Here is a 21,226-nt window from a genome sequence, read left to right as displayed (position 1 = left end):
ATTTTTCCTATTTAAAGATCATATCGTTTCTTTGAGAACTGTTAATTTTAAATACCTTTACTATTAAAACCAAAATATGGATTCGATTCTAGAATTTTTAGGCAATATTCCATGGTGGTTATGGATTATCATTGTCTTAGCCATTATTGCTTTCAGAGATATATTTTTACAAAAGAAACACACCATAAGTCATAATTTTCCAATCATTGGGCATTTTAGGTACATTTTAGAAAGTATTGGTCCAGAACTACGCCAGTACTTAGTTGCTAACAATCGTGAAGAGTTACCATTTAATCGTATCGAACGAGGTTGGGTCTATGCTTCTTCCAAAAAGGAAAACAATTATGAAGGTTTTGGTACCGATAGAGATATTTATGCACATCAGCATATTTTCATTAACAATGCGATGATGCCTTTTAAAATTGATGAACATCATCCAAACAGTATTCAAAAAGATTTTATTCCTTGTGCCAAAGTTATAGGTGCCTACAACAAAAGAAGAAAACCGTATCGTCCAGCCTCGGTTATCAATGTATCTGCTATGAGTTTTGGTTCTTTATCGGCTAAAGCCGTTGACTCATTGAATAAAGGCGTCAAAATCGCCCATGCTTATCATAACACAGGCGAAGGTGGCTTATCACCTTATCATAAAAACGGTGGTGATGTTGTGTTTCATTTTGGCACCGGATATTTTGGTGTTCGTTCCAAGGATGGGAAGTTTTCTATGGAAAAAATGAAGCAGCTTGTAGAAGATAATCCGTTTATAAGAGCCATAGAAGTCAAACTTTCCCAAGGTGCCAAGCCTGGTAAAGGAGGCGTGTTACCAGGTGCAAAAATCACTAAGGAAATAGCAGAAATCAGAGGTGTTGAAGTAGGTAAAGATGTTTTGTCACCTCCAAATCACAGTGCATTCTCAAATGTTCAAGAGATGGTAGATTTTATTGAAGCCATAGCCGAAGAAACTGGTTTACCTGTAGGCATCAAAGCTGCTATCGGGAAATTGGACCAATGGGAAGAACTTGCTGACATCATGAAGTCCACGGGTAAAGGTCCAGATTTTATTAGCGTTGATGGTGGTGAAGGTGGAACAGGTGCCGCACCTCCAAGTTTCGCAGATCATGTTAGCTTGCCTTGGGTATACGGCTTTGGTGATCTATATAGATTGTTTCAAAAAAAGGATCTAACAGACCGTATTGTTTTTATTGGCAGTGGAAAACTAGGTTTTCCCGCTAAGGCTGCCATGGCTTTTGCAATGGGTGTTGACTGTATCAATGTTGCAAGAGAAGCCATGATGAGCATCGGCTGTATTCAAGCACAGATTTGCCATACTAATCGTTGTCCTTCTGGTGTAGCAACCCAAAGCAAATGGCTCCAAAACGGCATCAATGTACCTTTGAAATCTGAGCGGTTGGCACTTTACTTTAAAACCTTCAGAAAAGAATTAATAGAAATCACACACGCTTCTGGACATGAACATCCATGTCAATTTGATATGACTGATATTGAAGTAAATGTTGACGACCATAATCTATCAAAGGATTTGAGTAGCACTTATATGTATCAAAAAACAAAAGTGCCTTTTAATTCAATGCAAGAACTGAAAAACTGCCAGTATCTTGGAGGAAATTTAGCACAGAAAGCAATGGAAACCAAAAACTAAAATCCTATATTTACCAACTTAAAAATACAACCATGGAATTGGATATTATCGGCTTACTACTCTATTGTGTTCCTGCTTTAGTGACGGGTGCAATTGCCTTTCTGTTTTTTAGAGAACATGTAGAAAACGAAAACAAAAGAAGAACGTTTTTAATGCATAAAGAACTACAAAAAAACAGTTTTCCTCTACGACTACAGGCCTACGAACGTCTATCTCTTTTCTTAGAACGAATCAAACCTTCAAAATTATTATTAAGAGTTAAGCCAATGTCTTCAAATAAAGAAGATTACGAGTCATTACTTATAGCTAACATTGAACAAGAATTTGAGCACAATTTAGCACAACAAATCTATGTTAGCGATGAGTGCTGGAGCATCACTTCCACAGCCAAAAACGCCACAGTTCAAATAATTAGGAAAGCTACTATTTCAGATAAAGTAGATTCTGCTGACAAGCTTCGAGAAGTCATTATTACAGATATGGTGGATAAACGTGCTCCTAGCGATGCTGCACTTTCCTACATTAAGGAAGAAGTATCGTCATTGTGGAATTGAGAATCGTCTAAAACTCCAGCCTCGTGCTTTTGCTTTGCGTACTCATAACCTTGCGACCACCAGCTTACCATTAATCGCCTACTAAAAATAAGTGAGTTTTCCGTTAGATTTGTTGGCGTGTAATACAGATTGAGTTTCACGCCTTTGTTTTTAGCCGCTAACTTTCCAATTGTGATATCGTTTTTCTCAACCTGATCCAATAAGTGACCAAACAGATTCAACATTAGAGAGAACGGGTTCTTTCCTAACACCTTTTGTTTGTCCATATTCTCAGACTCCAATACGATTGCATCAACTTCAGTAGCACCTCTTTCTATAGCTTCTCGAATAGGAACCACACAACCCAAACCACCATCGGCATATTCATAACCATCAACTTTCGCCAAAGACATAAACGGGATATAATTGCACGAGATCCAAATCCAATCACAAAATTCCTCATAGCTAAAATCGTTAATGGACTTATATTCCACGCGATTCATTGACAGGTTCGAAACCGTCACTACAACATCATCTTTCGTGCTTCTAATTTTATCATATTCGGCTTTGGTAAAATTTCTTCTAATATTGCGTTTAAGCGATTTACTCTCACCAAACGTTCGCTTCATTCTTATAAATTGCCACAGCGAGTTTACAAAATCAATAGACACATATTCACGGTCCCCTTTTTGACGTTGCACAAAAGGACTTACGCTAAACACATCGTGCTGCTGTACATTTGTAAAAATATTATATAGCTTACCAATGTCGTTAGCCGCTAAATGAGGCACCAACAAACTCCCTGTGGATGTCCCTAGATACATATCGTAATTCCTTCCCAAATCAGTTGTCAGATATTGAGCAACACCTCCAGCAAATGCTCCTTTACTTCCACCACCTGAAATCACTAAAGCTTTCATAATATTCTAATAAGATTTTATAGGTTTATAGTCAAACATCAGCAAAGTACGATTTATTCGATGCCATACCAAGCAGAAATATAATTTGCATCGTTTTATCGTTGAAATGAATTGCTTAATTTCGCTATCATGAGTGTGAACCTCCAAACTCCGATAGAATACCTTAAAGGTGTTGGTCCTAATCGTGCCAATTTGCTAAGAACCGAATTGGGCATTCACACCTATCAAGATTTAATCAACTTATTTCCAAATCGCTATCTAGACAGGACAAAATACTACACCATAAGCGAATTGCAACGCAATAGTGCAGAAGTACAGATCATTGGAAAAATAACTGGTTTTAAAGAAGTAGCCCAAAAAAGGGGTAAGCGACTGGTAGCTACTTTTGAAGACCATACTGGTCGCATGGAGCTAGTGTGGTTTCGCGGACAGAAATGGATTCGAGACAGTATCAAAATCAACACGCCTTATGTGATTTTTGGTAAAGCAAATTGGTTTAATGGCACATTTAGCATCCCACATCCAGAAATGGAACTTCAAAGTGAGCATGAGAAAAGCCTTAGATCATCAATGCAAGCCATTTATCCTTCAACCGAAAAGCTATCCAATAAAGGCGTTTCTAATCGTGTACTAACCAATATCATGCAAAACCTGTTTTTAGAAACCAAAGGGCGATTCATTGAAACACTTTCTGAAAGCTTGATTTCAGAACTCAAACTCCTTTCAAAAAGCGAGGCGCTATTTAATATTCATTTTCCGAAAGACCAAGAACTTCTGGCAAAAGCAGAATTTAGACTCAAATTTGAAGAGTTATTTTATATACAACTGCAATTAATTCTGAAAAATCTCATCCATAAATCCAAAATAAAAGGATTTCCATTTGAATCTGTTGGCTCTTATTTCAACACATTCTACAACGATCATTTACCATTCGATTTGACCAACGCACAGAAACGAGTGTTAAAAGAAATAAGACAAGATTTAGGAAGCAATGCGCAAATGAATCGCCTTTTGCAAGGTGATGTTGGTTCCGGAAAGACCATAGTAGCCTTCATGTCAATGCTCATGGCACTTGACAACGGTTTCCAAGCTTGCTTAATGGCTCCAACTGAAATTTTGTCAGTCCAACACTATAACGGTTTAATTGAATTATCTAACAAATTGAATATCAGTATTTCAATACTTACTGGTTCAAGTACTACTTTAGAAAGAAGAAAAATTCACGAATCTCTTGAAAATGGCGATTTACAGATCTTGATTGGGACTCATGCACTACTTGAAGACAAGGTAAAATTCAAAAATTTAGGACTTGCAATTATCGATGAGCAGCATCGTTTTGGAGTAGCTCAACGATCAAAATTATGGAAAAAAAACACCTCTCCTCCACATATTTTGGTGATGACCGCAACACCAATTCCTAGAACCTTGGCGATGTCTGTTTATGGCGATTTGGATATTTCAATTATTGATGAATTACCACCTGGAAGAAAATCTGTTAAAACCGTCCACAGATACGACAATAATCGACTTAAGGTTTTTCGATTCATTCGTGATGAAATTGAAAAAGGACGTCAAATCTATATTGTGTATCCACTCATTCAGGAAAGCGAGAAACTAGATTACAAAGACTTGATGGATGGTTATGAGAGTGTTGTTAGGGATTTTCCTCAACCAAAATATCAAATATCAATCGTTCACGGCAAAATGAAGCCAGCTGATAAAGATTATGAAATGCAACGTTTCATAAGCGGACAAACACAGATTATGGTGGCCACAACTGTCATTGAAGTAGGCGTTAATGTTCCTAATGCCTCTGTGATGATAATCGAAAGCGCCGAACGGTTTGGTTTATCGCAATTACATCAATTAAGAGGTCGTGTTGGTCGTGGTGCAGAACAGAGCTATTGCATCCTAATGACAGGGCACAAACTTAGCCATGAAAGCAAAGTACGCCTGGAAACTATGACACGTACCAATGATGGTTTTGAAATTGCCGAGGTTGATTTAAGGCTTCGTGGACCAGGTGATGTTATGGGAACCCAACAAAGTGGTGTTCTGAATTTAAAAATTGCTAATATCGTTAAGGATAAATCCATTTTACAAAGCGCTCGATTCTATGCCAAACGTATTCTTCAGTCTGACCCATCATTAAGTTTTCCTGAAAACAAAGCAATTTTAAGAACCTATAGGCAATTGAGCAAATACAAAAACATCTGGAATTACATTTCATAAAAAAAGCCCAATATAAAATTGGGCCCAAAACACAACTGTTGGTTTTATGATTGATTGAGAAAGGTTGTTATTTACATAGCTCCTAATTCCTTTAAATGTTTCTCCGAATTCGCTTTTACGTTTGGAGGCGGATTCATTGACAATGACTTTTTAAAGTACTTTATAGCCTCTTTGTTTTTTCCTATAGTCTTGTAAGCTTCACCAAGACTATCATAAACGTTCGGATTATCGGGATCCATTTCGGCCGCTTTATTGAAATAAGTCAAGGCACGATCGTAATCCTTAACACCTAGCATTTGATAACCAAGGAAATTCAACTGATTGGCATTAGCGATTTTGGAAGCCTCATCCATGGTTTTAGCAAAAGCATCTGCGTTTCCTTGTTTCTGTAATATTTGAGCTTTGATCGCTAAGTTGTTCACTGTTTTTTGACTGTAGAAATTTCCGGAAATCGCTCCATTTACCCAACCCAGTGCCTCATCCAACTCACCACCATTATTCAAGGCGTAATTAGCAGCTTGCTCCCAATTTTGTCGGTTAAAGCCTGCTTGTCCTTTAGAACTTTCTCGAAACTCATTCAACACAATCCCTGACACATCAAATGATACCGTAAACGGAAAACCTTTCTTCTCCCACGTCAACATAGCTGTAGCAGAATTCGGCTTAACATCGTTGAATTCAAATGTCAATTGTTCCTGATGTGGTACTTCAATAGTAGAAATATCAGCTCTGAGCGCATCCTTGTTTGGTTCGTAAAAAAAACTTCCCCAAGCATTAGCATCCTTAGACAATATCAAAGTCGCTGTGTTATCAGGCTTCACTTCAAAATGCAAACCGTACGTTCCAGCTTTTATTGGCTTCCCTTCTACCTTTGCATCATGCGTAAAGGTGATCGTCGTGTTTTCATTTGCACCAGCACGCCAAGGTGCAGCTGTGGAAGTTCCAAATCCGAGATTATTCATGCCATAAGGCACTACATTACCCCAAATTTCCCTTCCGTTGACACTTGGTCTAGCGTAAGTAATTGAAACATCAGAAATACCGACACGTTGAGAAACTGTGGCTTGTTGACTAGCTCGAGGTGTATTGATTTGAGCATTGGTTTGAAATCCTATAAAGAAAAATAGGCATGCAAAAAATTGGTAAGAGTAATAGTTTTTCATTTTGATTGATTGTTTAGATTATTGACAACAAGTTAGATAGGATTGCAAACGGAAGTTGTTAGCATTTCGTTAAAAAGCTTCGGACGACTGTTAATTAACAGAATTTAGTATCTAATAAACAAAAAGTAAAGAAGTTTACTCTTCTAATAGTTCTGAAACAAAATTTGAGAATTCGGTTTTAAATTCTTCATATTTTTTACCAGTAGCAGGACCATTGAACCCTGTGTGGATTTTTCTAACCTTTCCTGTTTTATCAATAAAGATGGAAGTTGGATATGATAAAACATGGTTAAGCATTGGTAATTTCTCTTGGGCTTTTTGTTTGCTAGACGTTCCATACTGTGCTAACAAAATTGGATAGTTTACGCCAACATCATTTTTTAACCTTTGAATTCGCTTAAAGGCTTCTTCTTCCGTTTTAGAATATTCAAAAGCCAAAGCAATGAATTCTAAATTAGAATCTGAATTTGCATTATAATAATCTGAATAGTATTTGGTTTCATCCAAACAATTAGGACACCAAGTGCCCATAATTTGAACAACGACAACCTTATTTTTAAAGCGTTCATCTGAAAGCGATACCAATTCACCTTCAGCATTTGGAAAACGGAATTCCAAAGCATCATAACCATCCTTAAGATAAGTTAAGGTATTCGCATCAGCCAATTCAAAATCTTCATTTCTCTTCCCTACAAAAGGTTCCTTCCAATGGCTTCCAGAATAAAACATTCCAGACATTGTACTATCGGACACTTCTGCAGTAAACAAAAACGCATGTGCACCATCAAAAGTTGATAGTTTCATTGTATTGCCATCCAAAACACCTTCAAGGTACCTATAATCACCAGTTGTGGTTCTAAATGTTCCCGTAACCTCATCTCCTACCTGATTAAAAACACCTTTAGCTATATAGTTATCATCTTCAGAATCTGGACTAAACACAACTTCCCAGTTTCCGGAGACATCAGTATTGGCTTTTTTAGTCTTTGAAACAAAACGCTCCTCATTTCCAAAAAAAGCAGAAAATGGCACCGAACGATTTAAACTCTCATTAATAAAATGACCTTTTAAGTTATCTTTTGCGAGCAATGCTTTTATATAGCCTTCAAAAACAGGCATTTTTATAACAATGGAATCTGCATCATAGCTAATATCATCAACCCATATAACCTCATCTGAATTGAATATCTTTAACGACTCAGCAGAAACCACTTCAAAATTAAATGGCAAACCTAACGAATCACTTATTTGTAATTCTGCACGCCAAGTACCGCGATTAAGTTCTATTGCAGGTTCTGTTTTGCAGGAAAAAACAAACAATACGATACATACTTTTAAAACAAGCTTCTTCATTAGAGATAAATTTTTAGGATATCTGTCTGAACAAATTTAAAATTCTTACAAAGAAAAGGGAACTTTCGACCCTTAAAACTATCTTAAGATTATTATATTTGTAGCTTGATTAAAGACTAAAAATGAAGATTTCTTACAATTGGTTAAAGCAGTTTTTGAAAACAAATTGGCCAGCGGAACAAACTGGCGAACTTTTAACAGACCTTGGGCTCGAAATTGAAGGCATTGAATCGTTTGAATCGGTTAAAGGCGGATTAAAAGGTGTTGTTGTTGGAGAGGTTTTAACCTGTGAAAAACATCCAAATGCAGATCGTTTAAAAGTAACAACCGTCACTATTGGTAAAGGTGATCCGTTACAAATTGTTTGTGGCGCACCAAATGTAGATAAGGGTCAAAAAGTTCCTGTCGCTACAATTGGCACTACACTATACACTTCTGAAGGTGAAGCATGGACCATCAAGAAAGGAAAAATTAGAGGTGAATCCAGTCAAGGTATGATCTGCGCCGAGGATGAATTAGGCTTAGGGGCTTCACATGATGGCATTATGGTTTTGGATGCCAAAACGAAAGTCGGCACTCCAGTATCAGAATTATTTGAAGTTGAAAATGATGAGGTTTTTGAAATAGGCTTAACACCTAATCGCGCTGATGCCATGAGCCATTTTGGTGTCGCTCGAGATTTAAAAGCAGGATTGCTTCAGAAAGAAATCAATACAGAATTGATAACACCTTCTGTAAGTGCTTTCCATGTTGAAAACAGAACCTTAAAAATCGACATCGATGTTAAGGACAAAGCTTTAGCGCCTCGATATTGTGGTGTTACCATTTCTGGTGTTAAAGTTGAAGATTCTCCTGCTTGGTTGCAAAACCGTTTAAAAGCAATTGGTTTAACACCTAAAAACAACATTGTTGATATCACAAACTATGTGCTGCATGAGTTAGGCCAACCTTTACACGCTTTTGATGCCTCAAAAATAGCTGGTAATAAAGTAGTGGTCAAAACCCTTCCTAAAGGCACAAAATTCACTACTTTGGATGAAGTTGAAAGAGAATTGCATGAAGAGGATTTAATGATTTGTGATGCCGAAAAACCTATGTGTATCGCAGGTGTGTTTGGAGGTATTAACTCGGGTGTTACCGAAGCGACGACTAGTATATTTCTAGAAAGTGCTTATTTCAATCCTGTGAGCATCCGTAAGACGGCAAAGCGTCACGCACTGAACACTGATGCTTCATTTAGGTTTGAACGTGGCATCGATCCTAACATTACAGAATATGCTTTAAAGCGTGCTGTTTTGTTAATCCAAGAGATTGCAGGTGGTGATGTTACGAGTGATCTCATGGACTTTTACCCTAAAAAGATTGAGGATTATCAAGTACGAATGAGTTTTGACAATGCCAAGAAACTTATTGGCCAGGAAATTCCGAAGGAAACCATTAAAAGTATCTTGACTTCCCTTGAAATCAAAGTCAATAATGTTACGGAAGCAGGTTTGGGATTAACCGTTCCTGCTTATAGAAATGATGTGCAACGTGAAGCCGATGTGATTGAAGAAATCTTGAGGGTTTATGGCTATAACAATATTCAAACTACCGAAAAACTCAACGCTTCGATTTCGAACACATCAAAGTTTGAAGATTACAAACTTCAAAACATTATTGGTAACCAACTAGCTTCACAAGGGTTTTATGAAATTTTATCCAATTCTCTCACGACTCCTAAATATGTAACGCTTAGCGAACAACTTAAAGAAGCGCACAATGTCGAAATGCTGAATCCGCTAAGTAATGACTTAAGCGTTATGCGTCAAAGTTTATTATTTTCAGGGTTGGAAGCAGTAAGCTACAATATCAATAGAAAGCGCAACAATCTTAAGTTATATGAATTTGGGAAAACTTATCATGATTTTAAAAGTAATCGTGAGGAATACAAAAAACTGTCTCTTTTTTTAACAGGTGATAAAACGGCTTTGCGTTGGAATAGTCCTGTACAAAAAAGCGATTTCTTTTACCTTAAAGGGATTGTTAACAGCACTCTTGATCGTTTAGGACTCAGCAATCATATGGTGTCTCCTATCAAAAATGATGTGTTTAGTGAAGGTATTGGGTTATCTATCGGAAAAACCAAACTGGTAGATTTTGGAATTGTTAGCAAGAAGGTATTAAAACATTTTGGGATATCACAGGAAGTATTGTTTGCCGATTTCAACTGGGATAATGTGCTAGAAATGGCAAAGCATAACGATATCAAGTTTAAGGACATTCCGAAATATCCTGAAGTGCGACGTGATTTTGCCTTATTAATTGATGACAAGGTAACCTTTGGAGACATTGATAAAATTGCAATGCAAACCGAAAAGCAATTACTCAAAGATGTTGATTTATTTGATGTCTATCAAGGCAAAAACCTTCCAAAAGGAAAGAAAAGCTACGCGGTGAGTTTTACCATTCAGGATGAGAAGAAAACCTTGACCGATAAGCAAATCGACAAGATCATGAAAAAACTGCAGACCAATTTTGAAACACAACTTGGTGCTGAGTTAAGATAAAAAAGAAGCCTTTTCAAATTGAAAAGGCTTTTTTAGTTTTATTGTCTTGTGTAGGTTTCTACATAGGTAAAGTCACCATCGGTAAAGGTCAGCCTTAATGTTGTGCTACTTAGTTCAAGTATTTGAGAACTTGAAGATTCCCCTTCATTGGTTTCGATCAGTGTATTACCATTAATCGTGTAGTTACTCGTTGAAGAATCTGCATTTTCACAATTATCTCCCCAATACTCTGTCGAAGTTAGCTGAGTAGCTCCAAAAGTTACAACTACATCACAATCGCTTGGATCAAATATATTAACTCCATTTTCGGTTTCACCAGTTAATAGCCAAGTGCCAATAATTGAGCTTGGATTGGTTTCAACATCAGAATGATAGGTCACATCTTGATTTCCACCGTGAAGTACAGTGGCATCATAGGGAACTCTATTGTCCATAGGTATTGTGATTAAATTAAAAGCATCAATGGACGTGTTCTCAGGTGTCAATAAATTTTGAACATATTCAACTCCTGTCTGTTTTGCAAAATCTTCCCACACTTTTTTATCAAATCCAATATAAGTTCCTGCATTTTTATTATTAAATGCTTCTGCCAATGACGAGGTTTTTGCACTTTCACAGGAACTATTAAAAACTACGCTATTATTTGGGAAATTGCCATTTAAATTTTGAATGAAATTGCTGTTCACTCCCCAAAAAGTTCCTTTCAATTCGGTTACTTCAGGAGTAACAAAAACCTTATATTCCACAAGTGTCTCCATTACTATTTGATTATTATCAACCAGTTGAAGAATATCACTAAGCTCATCCATATTATCCCCATTTGGTAAAATCACACTCTCCCGTGTCCAGAAAATATCACCATTCTCCCCATGCGAACTTATGTATATAAATCCGTAATCGGTTAAATTGTTTAAAGAACTAATTGTACACTCCTGGTTCCTCAACAGGGTTACATCAAAACCTAAATCAGAGCTAGCAAATATACTCTGTATTGCGCTACCCTCTTCTGTTAGAAAAGCTGAGTCAAATGGGTCATAAATAAAAACCTTTCTGTTTTCAATTAAATGCTCTCCACTTCTAAAACTTATCTGGTTTGGATTATTAAATGCCCTAATATTTTGATTATTGGTATACTGAGTTTTTTTAGACTGATACTTTTTTAAGGTTTGCAAACCTCCTCCTTTGGTTCTGTTACCATTCTCATCGACCACAGCAATAACTACAAAACTAGACTTCCCAAAACTATATTTTATTTCTACATTACCACTACTAATGTCTGCCTCAACAATATCAGGTGAGTTTTCAAGCCAAGATTTTAGCTCTATCAAAGAAGTTTCTAAATCATTTTCTGAGAGAAACTCGTTAAGTTGGGTAACGGCTTCATTATTGGTATTAAACATTTGCTCAATGAGCTCAAAATTAAAATTATCAGGATTAGATTCATCATCTGAATCAGAGCAAGTAAAAAGCAAAATAAAAAAGAGAAAACAAATTGCATTTCGAATAAAATTCTTCATAATAAAAAGGTTGATTAATTAATAATCAAAGATGCTTTTTTCACTCTTGCTATACCATACCTTATAATGGGTATTTTATTCTTTAAAACATAACCGTTTTAAATGATAAGGCTACAATCCAGATACAACAACTAAAAAACGCCTTTTCAAAATTGAAAAGGCGTCTCCTAATTTAAAACCAAATTATTAATAATTATTCCACATTCTCACCATGTTGAGACAGATCCAAACCACGAAGTTCTTGATCTTCCCGTACACGTAAAGGCAGTACAATATCCACAATTTTTAAAAGTATATAGCTTCCTATAAATGTAAACAAAGCGACACCGACTAAAGCCACCATATGGTGTACAAAGGTTGTGGTTTCTCCATATATGAGTCCGACATCCTTAGCCAAAACACCTGTTAAGATCATACCAACGATTCCACCAACACCATGGCTTGGAAAAACTTCCAAAGTATCATCTATTTGCGATTTCTTATTCAATTGAATGGCAATATTACTCACCAAAGCTGCCACAAAACCAATGACAATACTATGACCAATAGTTACAAATCCAGCGGCTGGAGTAATAGCAACGAGACCTACAATAGCTCCAATACAAGCACCAAGGGAAGACATCTTCCTATCGTAAAAACGATCAAAGAACAACCAAGTCATCATACTGGTTGCCGACGCTATGTTGGTATTTGCAAATGCAATTACCGCATCTGTATTGGCTCCTAAAGCAGATCCAGAATTAAATCCGAACCATCCAAACCACAACAATCCAGTCCCCAAAATCACAAAGGGAATATTGGCAGGTTTTTCAAGCGTATGCTTACGTTTTCCTAAATAAATAGCTGCCGCTAAAGCTGCTAAACCAGCCGACATGTGCACAACGGTTCCACCAGCAAAATCAAGCACATCCCAGTTTCGCAACAAACCATCAGGATGCCATGTCATGTGTGCTAAAGGCGAATAAATGAAAATGGAAAACAGAACCATAAAAAAGATATAGCTTCTAAAACGGATACGCTCAGCAAAGCTTCCAGTAATTAAAGCTGGCGTAATGATGGCAAACTTGAGTTGAAATAACGCAAATAGCAAAAAAGGAATAGTTCCTGCGAAATCAGGATTTGGAGACACTGTTACATCCTTAAAGCAGAAAAAGGTCATTGGGTTTCCAAACACACCTCCTATACTTTCACCAAAAGCCAAACTAAATCCGACGACAACCCACAAAATACTAATAACACCTAATGCTACAAAACTTTGCAACATGGTTGAAATAATACTTTTCTTGTTGACCATTCCACCATAGAAAAAAGCCAATCCAGGAGTCATCAAAAACACCAAAGCAGAAGCCACAACCATCCATGCCGTATCGCCAGAATCAATAGCATCAACATTACTTAATATCTGATATTCCGTTCCACAAAAGAGAACAACCACAACAATAGCTGCTAAGACAATGAAATTTAGTTTTTTCCCCATAATGTTAGTGTTTATTCAAATGTATAAAATGACACTATAAATTGTTTCTGAAAATTAGCTTTCGGCATAACTTTTATGAACTTGATAAAAAAACATCCCTTTTTTTAAAATAAACACAACTACTAGATCTATTTTACTGTGTTAAACAATTGCAAAATAATAGTGCTCTCCAATTGAAAGCAATCAAATAATCCTTAATTTTAACAAACCAAAAAAATCAAAACTTATGGCCAAAATAACTTTAGGCGGAAATCCGATAGAAACAGTAGGTGAACTTCCAAAAAAAGGACACAAAATTCCTGATTTCAAACTTACTGCTACAGATTTAGCAGATAAAACCCAAAACGATTTTAAGGGCAGTCGCTTGGTCTTGAACATTTTTCCAAGTATTGACACGGGAACTTGTGCGCAATCTGTTAGAACATTCAATGAAAAAGCAAGTCAGTTGGAAAACACCAAAGTGCTATGTATTTCTAAAGATCTTCCATTTGCCATGGGTCGCTTCTGCGGTGCTGAAGGCTTAGACAATGTGATCAGTCTTTCAGATTACAAAACTGGAAACTTCGGAAAACAATTCGGACTCACCATCAATAACGGTCCGTTAGAGACCTTACATTCTAGATGTGTTGTGGTTGTTGATGTTGATGGCACTATACTACACACTGAACAAGTTCCTGAAATTGCTGATGAACCTAACTATAAAGCTGCATTAGAAGCTTTACAATAATGCAAGAAAAAGAACCATTCCTTCAAAATAGACTAAAAAGTGTTGGTTATGCCTTCAAAGGTGCCATGTATTTGTTGAAGACAGAATCGAGTATTAAAATCCAAGCTTTTGTTGCTATTGCAGTAACGATAGCTGGATTTTATTTTGAGATATCTAGAACCGAATGGTTAATACAAATTGTATTCATTGCGTTGGTCATGAGCTTAGAAGGCGTTAATACAGCTATAGAATACATGTCTGATTTCATCCATCCAGACCGCCATACGAGTATAGGACGCATCAAGGATATTGCAGCTGGAGCTGTTTTTATTGGCGCTGTTTGCGCTGTTATAGCAGCCATGATCATTTACCTTCCAAAGTTGTTCAGATTATAGACTGTTAAAACTGTATTTCGGAATCATACTTTTACGTTAGGATAAACGTTAGTAATTTGTATTTTTGTTTTATACTAAGAACCGATTAATGGCGAAGAAAAAAACCAAGACTAAAAGCAAAGCTAAAACCACGCCTAAATTTAAGACTCCGAGTTTAAAACTATCCAATCAGCAAAAACTTATTTTTGGAAGTTTGTTAATTATTCTCGGCATTTTATTATTTATAGCTTTCCTGTCTTTTTTCTTTACTGGTCAAGCTGACCAAAGTACTATTTCAGAATTATCTTCACGGGATGTAAAAGCTGAGAATTGGCTTAATAAATTAGGAGCATGGGTGAGTAATTTGTTTATCAATAAAGGTTTTGGTGTTTCCTCCTTTATTTTTTCTGGTTTGATATTTCTTTCTGGAGTATACGTGGCATTAGATATCAACAAGTCCCGATTAAGACGTCATTGGATTTGGGGAACATTGGTAGCGATTTGGTTGTCGGTGTTTTTCGGATTCTTTTCCCATAAATTTGATACCCTTGGTGGAACTATTGGTTTTGAAATGAATACCTTCTTTCAAGACTATATAGGAAAAATTGGAACTGCTCTCCTACTCGTTTTTGTTTTAATAGTTTATTTGGCGATTCGGTTTAAAGTAACTGGACAAACATTTGTTTCATTATTTAAAAATGCTAACAAACAGATAAAACAAGATTTTGATGCTGAAAATACAGAAGAATATAGTTCCGTAGCTTTAGATAATGACTTAACTGCTGAAGCTGAAGAAATCAAGTCAGCTTTCGAACTTGAATTGGATGAACCAAAACCTGAACCTGAAAAGATTCCTGAGCCTAAACCAGAACCAATTGTCATCAAAAAACCAGAGCCAGAGCCTGAGTCAGATCTTGATATTGAAATAGAAACCACGGAAGAGGAAGTATCAGAAACCGATAATCTATCTAATAAACTGGTAGAAGATTTTGGACAATTCGATCCTACGTTAGAACTGAGTAAATTTGAATTTCCTCCTTTAGATTTACTTAAAAAGTATGAAACCGAAGGGATTAAAATCAATCAAGAAGAACTAGAGGAAAATAAAAATCGAATTGTTGAAACCTTAAACAATTACAAGATTGGCATCTCCAGCATCAAGGCCACTATTGGTCCAACGGTGACACTTTATGAAATTGTGCCAGAAGCTGGTATTCGTATTTCAAAGATCAAAAACCTTGAAGATGATATTGCCTTATCGCTTTCAGCGTTAGGGATTCGTATCATTGCACCAATTCCTGGAAAGGGAACTATTGGTATTGAAGTGCCAAATAAGAATGCTACTATTGTATCTATGCGTTCTGTGATTGCTTCCCAGAAATTTCAAAAGTCTGAAATGGAGCTTCCTATAGCCTTTGGAAAAACCATTAGCAATGAAACTTTGGTGGTCGATTTAGCAAAAATGCCACACTTGTTAATGGCTGGTGCTACTGGACAAGGGAAATCTGTTGGTTTAAATGCTGTATTGACGTCTTTGCTTTACAAAAAACATCCTGCGGAAGTGAAGTTTGTATTGGTCGATCCTAAAAAAGTCGAGCTCACGCTTTTCAATAAGATAGAACGGCATTACCTAGCAAAACTTCCTGATAGTGAAGACGCCATAATTACCGATAACACCAAAGTCATCAACACCTTAAATTCATTGTGCATTGAAATGGACAATCGCTATGAGATGTTGAAAAATGCCATGTGTCGTAACATCAAGGAATACAATGCAAAGTTTAAGGCTCGAAAATTAAATCCTAATGATGGGCATCAGTTTTTACCATATATCGTTCTGGTAGTTGATGAATTTGCCGATTTAATCATGACCGCTGGAAAGGAAGTGGAAACACCAATTGCACGTTTGGCACAATTGGCCAGAGCAATCGGTATTCATTTGATTATAGCCACGCAACGACCATCTGTAAATGTCATTACAGGTATTATTAAAGCGAATTTCCCAGCACGTATTGCCTTTAGAGTGACTTCTAAAATTGATTCAAGAACCATTTTGGATGGCTCAGGAGCAGATCAACTCATTGGTCGTGGAGACATGCTTTACACTCAAGGAAATGATATTATTAGAATTCAGTGTGCCTTTGTTGATACACCAGAGGTTGAAAAAATCACAGAGTTTATTGGCGCTCAAAAAGCCTATCCTGAAGCTTATTTGTTACCTGAATATATAGGTGAAGAAAGTGGCACAAGTATTGATAATAATATAGAAGACAGAGATGCCCTGTTTAGGGAAGCCGCAGAAATAATTGTTACAGCACAACAAGGATCAGCCTCACTATTACAGCGTAAGCTTAAACTTGGTTATAATAGGGCTGGACGCATTATTGATCAGCTGGAAGCTGCTGGAATTGTTGGTGGATTTGAAGGCAGCAAGGCTAGACAGGTTTTGGTTCCTGATTTAACAGCTCTAGATCAATTATTGGCAAATGAATCGTAAAATTAACAAACAAATACATTTTTTTTTAAAATGAAACAGATACTAACTCTTGCAATGATTTTAATGAGCACTTTAAGTTTTGCTCAAAACTCTTCTCAGGCTGAAACACTTCTAAATGAAGTTTATGATAAGACAAACTCATACGAGAACATTTCAATTGATTTCAAGTATTCTCTTGAAAATACCGCTGAAAACATCAATCAGGAAACACGAGGTGATGTGGTTTTAGAAGGCGATAAATACGTACTAAACATTCTAGGTGTCACGCGCATTTTTGACGGAAAAACACTTTACACAATCAGTCCTGAAGATGAAGAAGTGACTATTTCTAGTGAAAATACAGACGATGTGAATACAATAACGCCTAGCCAAATGCTTTCGTTCTATAAAGAAGGCTATACCTATGCCATGGATATCGTTCAAAATGTGAGAGGGAGAAAAATCCAATATGTAAAACTGAGTCCGATTGACACCAATTCTGAAATCAAGCAAGTACTATTAGGAATTGATGCCAATACAAAGCACATATACAATTTAATTGAGATTGGTAAAAATGGGACGAAAACCATCCTAACTGTTAATTCTTTTAAAACTAACGAGCCCATCTCAAAAACCTTATTTACTTTTGACAAGAGTAAATATGCCAACTACTACATCAACAAATTGGATTAGGCGATAATCATTAATGAAAATACTGGATAGGTACATATTAACGACCTACTTAAAAACTTTTTTGAGCGTGTTTGTAATTCTCATGCTCATTTTTGTTTTACAATCCATTTGGCTCTACATTACAGAATTAGCTGGTAAAGATCTAGCTGTTTCAGTCATTTTGAAGTTTTTACTGTATGTAACTCCTACTTTAATTCCGCTTATATTACCGCTAACAGTCTTATTGGCTTCGATAATGGTTTTCGGACAGTTTGCTGAAAACTATGAGTTCGCTGCTATGAAATCTACAGGTATTTCACTACAAAGAGCCATGAGAAGCCTTAGTGTTTTTATCATTTTACTTGGGCTTACCACATTTATCTTTTCAAACAATGTGATTCCTTGGGCCAATTATAACTTTTATAACCTTAGAAAAAATATCGCCAAAGTTCAACCAGCAATGGCTATAGCTGAAGGCCAATTTAATGACATTGGAGATTACAATATTAAAGTTGAAAAGAAAACAGGCGAAAAGGGACAGTTCTTGGAGAAAGTCGTCATTCACAAAAAGAACAGTAAAATAGCAGGCAATACAACTGTCATTATCTCTGAAACTGGGGAACTTAAAAGCAATCCAAATTCTAACATTCTTCAATTAGTATTGTTTGAAGGCCATTATTATGAGGAGATTTTCAGTAAAAATCCTAAGGAACGCCAAAAAAAGCCACATGCCAAAAGTTATTTTAAAGAGTATACCATTAATGTTGACCTTGAAGGTTTGAATGATGTCGACATCGATGACAAAAGTTATGACAACAAATATAATATGCTTAATGTAAGTAGCTTAAACTATACGATTGATAGTTTGTATGTGAAAAAATCAGAGAAACTAAAAAACTTTTCAAATACACTCTACGGACGAACCATGTTTGAAAATCTCAACCAGCAAATAAGCATTTCAAAAGATTCGATATTTGAGGGAGATGTTTTCAACTTGTTCAGTAACAATTATAAAGCCCAAATACTTAATCTCGCATCAAATACAGCAACTAGCACTAGGCAAATCATTAAAGCTAACAAGAAAAATGTGGCAACCTCAACTAAGTGGCTGAGTAAGCACATCATTTCCCTTCATGAGAAGTATGTACTTGGGTTGGCTTGTATTATTTTGTTTTTTGTTGGAGCACCATTAGGAGCATTGATTCGAAAAGGTGGTATCGGATTGCCTTTGGTGATTGCCATCTTATTGTTTCTTACTTATCATTTCATTGGGATTTTTGCAAAAAACAGTTCTTTAGATGGTACTATCAATCCAGTCTTTGCTACTTGGCTATCAACACTGATCATGCTTCCGTTAAGTATTTATTTAACAAGTCGAGCCACTAAAGACAGGCAATTATTTGAATCGGAAGGTCTTTTAGAACCATTAAAAAAATTATTTGGTATCAAGAGCAAGACACTTACTTTCAGCACCAATACATTAGATGTCTCTACAACTGACTATCAAACATTGGAAAACTATGACGACAAAAAACTGATTGACGTTGTAAAGCATTACAGGCAATATGATTATGGCATTGAATACAAAAATTCTGCCTTAGCCATTTTAGAAAAAAGAGGCATCACCCAACAACAATTAAAATTTGCAGGCAACTTAACCGATTACGATTACGAAGAGTCCTTAAGATTAAAATATTCTTATGAGGAAAATTCGAAACTAGCTTTTGTGCTATATGGTTTGATGCTTCTAATTGGACTGCCTGGTGCTATTTTGAGGAATAACGGTTATCCTACCTTAGGGCAAACACTCTTTGTAATAGGCATCGGTATTGGTGTCTTGTATTTATTTGCTTTAATGAAATCATTTGTAGATCATTCCAATCTTTACAAGCAGTTAGGAAAGAAAAACATTTCGAATGCCGTTCTCTTTTTGCTTTTAGGTTTACCGCTTTATTTTGTGTTCTATGTCTTCCAAAAGAAAAGAATCAACGAAGATGTAAAAGCCGCAAAAAAAGTCACAAAAAAGGCGGTTGATAGTAATGCTGTTGATATCGATACCATCAGTGGCGGCAAAAACCAATTGCAAGCATATACAAATTACGCCACTTATGCACTCATATTTTTTGTTCTCGCTGTTGTTTTAGTGATACTTCATTTTGTCTTCAAAAACAATGAACTACCCGCAGCTGAAACCGCTTGTTTTGAACTTTCAATAATAAGCTTCTCTTTATTTGTATTGTATTATGTGGTTACAACGATACATTACATCAAACTATACAGAATCACTTCACAAAAAGGCTACCAAAATATCCTATGGATTCTTGTTGGCTTTTTAGCCTATCCTCTGGCCTATTTTAAAAGAAAACATAAAATTTCGAAAGACTTTTCAGCATAGAAAAAATAAGCCATATCTTTGCACTTTAATTCATCGTTATGCTTACCACAATGTCGAGTACCAAAGATGCATCCAAAATACAACTCAATACAATTGAAGACGCTATTGAAGATATCAAAAACGGAAAAATTGTTATTGTTGTTGATGATGAAAACAGGGAAAATGAAGGTGATTTTATAGCAGCTGCTGAAGCGGTTACACCTGAAATGATCAATTTTATGGCTACCAATGGTCGCGGATTGATTTGTACACCGTTAACCGAAGATCGTTGCGAAGATTTGGATTTAACCATGATGGTTCAGAATAATACAGTTTTGCACCATACCCAATTTACGGTTTCTGTGGATTTGATAGGCCATGGATGTACAACAGGAATTTCTGTACATGACAGAGCAAAAACCATCAAAGCTTTGGTTGATGATACTACAAAACCTCACGATTTAGGTCGTCCAGGACATATTTTTCCGTTGAAAGCAAAAAATGGAGGTGTTTTAAGACGAACTGGTCATACAGAAGCTGCAGTAGATTTAGCGAGATTAGCAGGATTTAAACCTGCTGGGATTTTAGTTGAAATCTTAAATGACGATGGCACCATGGCGCGTTTACCTCAACTGATGGAAGTTGCCAAAAAGTTTGATTTGAAATTGATTTCCATTGAGGATTTAGTGGCTTACCGAATGGAACACGACTCTTTAATTGAGAAAAAAGAGGATTTTAACATCGAAACTCGGTTTGGAAGCTTTCGTTTAAGAGCCTACATACAAACTACTAACAATCAAATACATATCGCTTTAACAAAAGGCTCATGGTCTAAAGACGAACCTGTATTGACCAGAGTTAATGCAACCTTAGTGAACAATGATATTTTAGGAACGTTGACCAACAATGCTGACGAGAAATTAGATGACATGTTCAAGGTCATTAATGAGGCTGAAAGAGGCGCTATTATATTTATCAATCAGCAAGCCCAATCCATGAATTTGTTAAAACGTCTTCATATTTTGAAAGAAAGTCAAGTTGATGGCGAAGTGGTTAAAGCACCTCGTATTGAAATGGATAGTAAGGACTTCGGAATTGGTGCACAAATCCTTCATGATTTAAACATTCACAAGTTACGACTCATTTCGAATAGCCAACAAACCAAACGTGTTGGTATGATTGGTTATGGACTGGAAATTGTGGATTATGTGAATTATTGA

Annotated in this window: 15 protein-coding genes; 10 read left to right on the top strand and 5 right to left on the bottom strand. The window is 36.2% G+C overall.

What is annotated here, in order from left to right:
- Positions 1-76: 76 nt before the first annotated feature.
- Both AB9K26_RS02580 and AB9K26_RS02575 read left to right on the top strand, forming a co-directional pair.
- Positions 77-1,660 carry an FMN-binding glutamate synthase family protein gene (locus AB9K26_RS02580; RefSeq protein ID WP_369970971.1) on the top strand — a complete coding sequence of 528 codons (1,584 nt, stop codon included), beginning with the start codon at positions 77-79 and terminating at the stop codon, positions 1,658-1,660.
- Between the two features lie 32 nt (positions 1,661-1,692).
- On the top strand, positions 1,693-2,214 hold the full coding sequence (locus AB9K26_RS02575; protein ID WP_369970970.1) for a hypothetical protein: 522 nt from the start codon (positions 1,693-1,695) through the stop codon (positions 2,212-2,214).
- Here the strand turns inward: AB9K26_RS02575 and AB9K26_RS02570 are convergent.
- Entirely contained in the window at positions 2,178-3,113 is a 936-nt protein-coding gene (locus AB9K26_RS02570) for a patatin family protein (RefSeq protein WP_369970969.1), read from the bottom strand. The two genes, AB9K26_RS02575 and AB9K26_RS02570, sit on opposite strands and share 37 nt — an antisense overlap.
- A gap of 129 nt (positions 3,114-3,242) precedes the next feature.
- Between AB9K26_RS02570 and recG the strand changes: the two genes are divergently transcribed.
- Entirely contained in the window at positions 3,243-5,345 is a 2,103-nt protein-coding gene (recG, locus tag AB9K26_RS02565; protein WP_369970968.1) for an ATP-dependent DNA helicase RecG, read from the top strand.
- 71 nt (positions 5,346-5,416) lie between these two features.
- On the opposite strand, the gene AB9K26_RS02560 is transcribed toward recG, so the two are convergent.
- Together AB9K26_RS02560 and AB9K26_RS02555 are read right to left on the bottom strand one after the other, a co-directional pair.
- Positions 5,417-6,508: a DUF2911 domain-containing protein gene (locus AB9K26_RS02560; RefSeq protein WP_369970967.1), complete on the bottom strand. Its 1,092-nt coding sequence runs from the start codon at positions 6,506-6,508 to the stop codon at positions 5,417-5,419.
- A 135-nt stretch (positions 6,509-6,643) separates the two neighbouring features.
- The gene (locus AB9K26_RS02555; RefSeq protein WP_369970966.1) at positions 6,644-7,861 is read right to left on the bottom strand and encodes a peroxiredoxin family protein; all 1,218 of its coding nucleotides are present in this window, start codon (positions 7,859-7,861) and stop codon (positions 6,644-6,646) included.
- A 122-nt stretch (positions 7,862-7,983) separates the two neighbouring features.
- On the opposite strand from AB9K26_RS02555, the gene pheT reads away from it, so the two are divergent.
- A complete protein-coding gene (gene pheT, locus AB9K26_RS02550) occupies positions 7,984-10,410 on the top strand; it encodes a phenylalanine--tRNA ligase subunit beta (RefSeq protein ID WP_369970965.1) in 2,427 nt (808 codons plus the stop codon).
- A gap of 38 nt (positions 10,411-10,448) precedes the next feature.
- Here the strand turns inward: pheT and AB9K26_RS02545 are convergent, their stop codons facing one another.
- Positions 10,449-11,927 carry a lipocalin family protein gene (locus AB9K26_RS02545; RefSeq protein WP_369970964.1) on the bottom strand — a complete coding sequence of 493 codons (1,479 nt, stop codon included), beginning with the start codon at positions 11,925-11,927 and terminating at the stop codon, positions 10,449-10,451.
- A 193-nt stretch (positions 11,928-12,120) separates the two neighbouring features.
- A complete protein-coding gene (locus AB9K26_RS02540) occupies positions 12,121-13,404 on the bottom strand; it encodes an ammonium transporter (protein ID WP_369970963.1) in 1,284 nt (427 codons plus the stop codon).
- Positions 13,405-13,630: 226 nt separating this feature from the next.
- Between AB9K26_RS02540 and tpx the strand changes: the two genes are divergently transcribed.
- From tpx to ribB, 6 genes are all read left to right on the top strand, one after another.
- Complete coding sequence (gene tpx / locus AB9K26_RS02535) at positions 13,631-14,131, top strand: thiol peroxidase (protein ID WP_369970962.1); 501 nt, start codon at positions 13,631-13,633, stop codon at positions 14,129-14,131.
- A complete protein-coding gene (locus AB9K26_RS02530; protein ID WP_369970961.1) occupies positions 14,131-14,505 on the top strand; it encodes a diacylglycerol kinase in 375 nt (124 codons plus the stop codon). Before tpx ends, AB9K26_RS02530 begins: the two co-directional genes overlap by 1 nt.
- Before the next feature lie 88 nt (positions 14,506-14,593).
- Entirely contained in the window at positions 14,594-16,981 is a 2,388-nt protein-coding gene (locus tag AB9K26_RS02525; protein ID WP_369970960.1) for a DNA translocase FtsK 4TM domain-containing protein, read from the top strand.
- Between the two features lie 30 nt (positions 16,982-17,011).
- Positions 17,012-17,653 carry an outer membrane lipoprotein carrier protein LolA gene (locus AB9K26_RS02520; RefSeq protein WP_369970959.1) on the top strand — a complete coding sequence of 214 codons (642 nt, stop codon included), beginning with the start codon at positions 17,012-17,014 and terminating at the stop codon, positions 17,651-17,653.
- A gap of 13 nt (positions 17,654-17,666) precedes the next feature.
- Entirely contained in the window at positions 17,667-20,027 is a 2,361-nt protein-coding gene (locus AB9K26_RS02515) for an LptF/LptG family permease (protein WP_369970958.1), read from the top strand.
- A 38-nt stretch (positions 20,028-20,065) separates the two neighbouring features.
- A complete protein-coding gene (gene ribB, locus AB9K26_RS02510) occupies positions 20,066-21,226 on the top strand; it encodes a 3,4-dihydroxy-2-butanone-4-phosphate synthase (RefSeq protein WP_369970957.1) in 1,161 nt (386 codons plus the stop codon).

Origin of the sequence: Psychroserpens sp. XS_ASV72 (genome assembly GCF_041224425.1) — a bacterium.
Classification (GTDB): Bacteria; Bacteroidota; Bacteroidia; order Flavobacteriales; family Flavobacteriaceae; genus Psychroserpens.
The sequence above is the reverse complement of the archived record's forward strand: the minus strand, read 5'-3'. Positions and strand labels throughout refer to the sequence as shown.

Coding starts and splice junctions, on each gene's coding strand:
- AB9K26_RS02580 (WP_369970971.1), top strand. CDS start 77: ATGGATTCGATTCTAGAATTTTTAGGCAATATTCCATGGTGGTTATGG.
- AB9K26_RS02575 (WP_369970970.1), top strand. CDS start 1,693: ATGGAATTGGATATTATCGGCTTACTACTCTATTGTGTTCCTGCTTTA.
- AB9K26_RS02570 (WP_369970969.1), bottom strand. CDS start 3,113: ATGAAAGCTTTAGTGATTTCAGGTGGTGGAAGTAAAGGAGCATTTGCT.
- recG (WP_369970968.1), top strand. CDS start 3,243: ATGAGTGTGAACCTCCAAACTCCGATAGAATACCTTAAAGGTGTTGGT.
- AB9K26_RS02560 (WP_369970967.1), bottom strand. CDS start 6,508: ATGAAAAACTATTACTCTTACCAATTTTTTGCATGCCTATTTTTCTTT.
- AB9K26_RS02555 (WP_369970966.1), bottom strand. CDS start 7,861: ATGAAGAAGCTTGTTTTAAAAGTATGTATCGTATTGTTTGTTTTTTCC.
- pheT (WP_369970965.1), top strand. CDS start 7,984: ATGAAGATTTCTTACAATTGGTTAAAGCAGTTTTTGAAAACAAATTGG.
- AB9K26_RS02545 (WP_369970964.1), bottom strand. CDS start 11,927: ATGAAGAATTTTATTCGAAATGCAATTTGTTTTCTCTTTTTTATTTTG.
- AB9K26_RS02540 (WP_369970963.1), bottom strand. CDS start 13,404: ATGGGGAAAAAACTAAATTTCATTGTCTTAGCAGCTATTGTTGTGGTT.
- tpx (WP_369970962.1), top strand. CDS start 13,631: ATGGCCAAAATAACTTTAGGCGGAAATCCGATAGAAACAGTAGGTGAA.
- AB9K26_RS02530 (WP_369970961.1), top strand. CDS start 14,131: ATGCAAGAAAAAGAACCATTCCTTCAAAATAGACTAAAAAGTGTTGGT.
- AB9K26_RS02525 (WP_369970960.1), top strand. CDS start 14,594: ATGGCGAAGAAAAAAACCAAGACTAAAAGCAAAGCTAAAACCACGCCT.
- AB9K26_RS02520 (WP_369970959.1), top strand. CDS start 17,012: ATGAAACAGATACTAACTCTTGCAATGATTTTAATGAGCACTTTAAGT.
- AB9K26_RS02515 (WP_369970958.1), top strand. CDS start 17,667: ATGAAAATACTGGATAGGTACATATTAACGACCTACTTAAAAACTTTT.
- ribB (WP_369970957.1), top strand. CDS start 20,066: ATGCTTACCACAATGTCGAGTACCAAAGATGCATCCAAAATACAACTC.